Genomic DNA, 3,819 nt, shown 5'->3' on the forward strand with positions numbered 1-3,819 from the left:
GAAAAGGCTAAGACAGAAAAGACATAGGGTGGATTTCGCAGGCATCGAACCTGCGAAATCCATCGCCATTCATCCCCTACCTAAGAGGAAGGAGTCTTCTAGCGAAACTGGGATAAAAATAAGGGAATCCATTTGTCATAAATTCCGGCTATCGCATAGAAGCGATGAAAACAATACACCGGTCGTAAAAAAATACGGCTTGAAGCCGTTGCGTAGGGGCCGTCCCGAAAGCCTTTTTGGCCCGTCAGGTGCCGACCAGCGGGAGGTTCAGGACGGTTGCCAAAACGGACAGCCGTGGCTGGCGGCCCGCTGTGAGGCTTCACCACAGCCTAGCCGAGTATAATGGCGTTTTTTACAAGCTACGAACAACGAGCCACGGCCTTTTCTCGGACTCAGATGCGGCTTCGCCGCTATAAACTCAAACTAACAACGACGCTTCGGGAAATCCTCAGCGCGTAGCGGGCGCCCCACGGGGCGCCCCTACAATACGGCTTCGCCGCGTTAAACTCACGATTATATTACGACCATGTGTCGCTCATCATAAATTCCGGCTATCTCCATGATTCGCGGCGGGCCGCCCGTTGGGACGGCCCCTACGGTATCGCATATAGGCGATGAAAATGAACGCAGGCCGTAAAAAAATAACCACGCGGCTCATAAACCACGTGGTTATCGTATTCTTTATGGTGGAGATAAGGAGAATCGAACTCCTGACCTCTTGCATGCCATCTCCAAATTCCCGGAAAATCAGTTCAATCAGCCTTATATGTATCATTTTAATAGTACAAATAGCTCTATATATCCAATGAGTAAAATACTTCTGGTAGTAACTGCTATACAAAAGCTAACCTACGATAGCCAACAATATTGTAGGTTAGAAATTAAAGAAATGAATCATCTAATATTTACACGTCGCTAGCTAACGTATGTTTCGAGGCTTCTCCTTTTCCATTGCGCAGGGCTATTTGCAGGGTGTACGTAGGATAACTGACGCCACCTTCTACTTGTTTGGGCTCCAATACAATCCCATCAACCTTATAGCCATCGACAGCATCGTTGCCCTCATAAAGCATCTTGAAACGGAGTTCATAAGTACCGGATGGCAGATTTTCCATTTTAAAACTTCCATGCTCATAAATCGTGAAAGCACGGATTGGATGAGCATCCTCACCGGTTGTCCAAAGGCGTGCGTACACGGGGTTTTCATTATTGCTATTATCAATAACGAGCGCATGATACCCGCCATCATCTTCTACTGGCTGATCCGGTACATAAGCACTGACGATGCCTTCTTTCGGCTTTCCCTTAATGGTTTGAACGACCTTCGTCTTTTCAGCAGGCTGCCGATATTCCGCCACTAGAGGCTTTATGTGTGGATAAAGTAAAGCAACGGCTCCGACGGCAACAACAATAGCTATTAAATGCATTGATTTTTTCATTTTTATCACCTACTAATATAGATATTTAATATTATTGATTTAACATTTTTTTTAGAAACATAACTATAGCCAATAATAGTGAATATTTAAGAAAATAAAATATTTCTTTCCGATGCTTTTTATATGAATCTGCATCGTGAATATGCTTATCTAAGTTACTTTCAGCATAAGAGAATAACATAAATCCTAGTCCAAACAATACAAAAAAAATTTCACCACTAATACCATCTAATATAATGGCTGCCACAATACCCAATATAGATATTCCTGAAACTACTCCTCCTAATAAATAAGGAACACTATATTTATAATAGTATAAATAAGTTTTATTAATACTTTTTAGAAAAAGCCATATTATATACCCAAAAGTTACTGTAAATATAGAAACCGAAAAAATCGTCTTATCATGTAACATGCATTTACTCCTTATAAGTGACTTATCTAATTAAGTTCTACAACAGTTCACTTTTTGTTTTTCTCTTCTTCATTCTTTTTCTTATCTTTATATGTATCAATTATTGAAGTCGCTATATTTGATGTAAATTCCGGGTTAATATCGAAGTGTGTTGATGTGGATACTTTTTTACCGACACCTTTACCTATCTTTCCCATAAATTCAGATTCAAAAACATCCCAAAAAATTTCTTCCGGAGAATCCCCGTGTAAATAATCTTCGACAGAACCAGCCCCAGTGAATACTGCTTTTCCTAAATTCGGGAGTCCATAATATTTCTTTCCTATCAAATCCAATGCATATTCGCTTGTTGCCTTACTAAAGTTTTTACTATACAGATATGCCGTATCATCTGAATAATCATCCTGATTTTTTGACTGATCCGGCATAGGGATTTCTAACGGATTCGGATTGTTTGGATTGGGCGGCATAGGCGCAATTTCCACTGTCTTGGGTTCCCCATTTCGATATTCTCCAGTTCCATATTCTCCCATTCCATCAGTGACTAATATTTCTCCTGTTAACTTATTATCACGAAGATACCAAGCATGAATGCCATTCTTTATGATCCAGTCATTTAGCTTCACGGATTCCCCTGTATCGTTTGCTGTACCTATAAGGTGTCCATATAAATCACGAATACCAGTGGATGTAGCAGTCCTATTACCTCCGATATTATATTGATTAGGAAAATATGCCCTTTGACCATCCGCACTGATTCCAAAGATTCGATTAAACTTGTCAATACCCGCCATTGTATACTTTACTCCATTCAAAATCATATCATTTGTAATTTCATATTTTCCGTCTGAATAAGCAACAATGACCTGGCCCGTAGTCGGATCCGTTTCTAGGTGCTTCGTCACAGGAGGAGGTAATGGCGCTGGATTATAATTGTTGCCATTTTCAGGAATGCTTTCATCAGCGCCTCCAGTTTCTTCATTGGGGGAACTATCTTCAAGATTTGGATAGGGTAATACCGAATCAATGTCAAGTCCTACCTGTGTACCTGATAAGTCCATATATGTAAGGCCAGTAACACTGCCATCGCCAGATGTATCAACATAAATATAAGAATCATCTGTTAAATTATGATATATTCGATAAACCTTATCTCCAATGAAACTAACTGTGGTAACAACTGCTCCCACAGCTAATAAGGTGGATTCATAGGCCACCGGCGCAACAAGGACAACGTTCCATTTCGTCCCATATTGTGCTGTCGCACCGCCTGTCTGGATATTCTTGCCGACAGCTGCATTGACAGTAGCGCCCAGGGCCGCACTGATCCATTGGGCCTTGGCCGGGGCATTTCCCACCCATTCTTTAATCTTATTAATGAGCAGTTCATTCATCATGCCCGCGGCAAAGCCACTGCCAGCCTTATTTCCAGCAATCTGGCTCGTGATTTCGGCTACGAGGCCATGAGCCAGGGCTTTATCGAATTTGCCGTCGCGGTCATAGTAATGGAGTAGTTCATCTGCATTTTTCGCAAAGAGCCGGGCCAGTTCCTGCCGTTCTTCTACTTTCTGCTCATCAAAGATGTGATCCAGCGTCTGTAGGGCATGGGCTATATCGCGGTTGATTTTCGTCACATCCGTGACTCCCTGGGTGACTTGAATCGTCCCCTGGGAAATGGCTGACCGGGTGACGGAATGTGCATCTTTAGCGGTGCCTGGCAAAATATCCGGTGTGAGGCCGGTTTCATTGAAATGCTGGTTGCGTTCCTGGCCTGACGCATAGTGGTTATAAGCCACACCGGTGTTTTTTACGTCATAAGCGGCCTTATTCTGGATGTCTTCCAGGTGCAGGGGGCCGGTCGTCAGGTGATTGCGGTTGGCATCGGCCGTGCTGGCGATGACAGCCCCTTTGAGTTGGGTATCCTTATTCACATCCACATCATACCCTTGGTCACCGGCATAGATA

2 protein-coding genes and 1 pseudogene are annotated in these 3,819 nt (G+C 42.8%); all 3 read right to left on the minus strand.

The window, feature by feature from the left end; translation table 11 throughout:
* Window positions 1-905: 905 nt before the first annotated feature.
* Complete coding sequence (locus ACE418_RS13335; RefSeq protein ID WP_416451066.1) at window positions 906-1,439, minus strand: hypothetical protein; 534 nt, start codon at window positions 1,437-1,439, stop codon at window positions 906-908.
* Window positions 1,440-1,470: 31 nt separating this feature from the next.
* Window positions 1,471-1,854 (minus strand): hypothetical protein, encoded by a 384-nt coding sequence (locus tag ACE418_RS13340; RefSeq protein ID WP_416451067.1) that lies wholly within the window; start codon window positions 1,852-1,854, stop codon window positions 1,471-1,473.
* A 47-nt stretch (window positions 1,855-1,901) separates the two neighbouring features.
* A pseudogene (locus ACE418_RS13345) lies at window positions 1,902-3,819 on the minus strand (hypothetical protein); the annotation flags it as partial.

The sequence above is a fragment of the Megasphaera jansseni genome, assembly GCF_047974155.1.
Lineage (GTDB): Bacteria > Bacillota > Negativicutes > Veillonellales > Megasphaeraceae > Megasphaera.

What these genes read in the sequence shown, in the direction of transcription:
- ACE418_RS13335 (WP_416451066.1), bottom strand. Translation starts at nt 1,439, where the DNA reads ATGAAAAAATCAATGCATTTAATAGCTATTGTTGTTGCCGTCGGAGCC.
- ACE418_RS13340 (WP_416451067.1), bottom strand. Translation starts at nt 1,854, where the DNA reads ATGTTACATGATAAGACGATTTTTTCGGTTTCTATATTTACAGTAACT.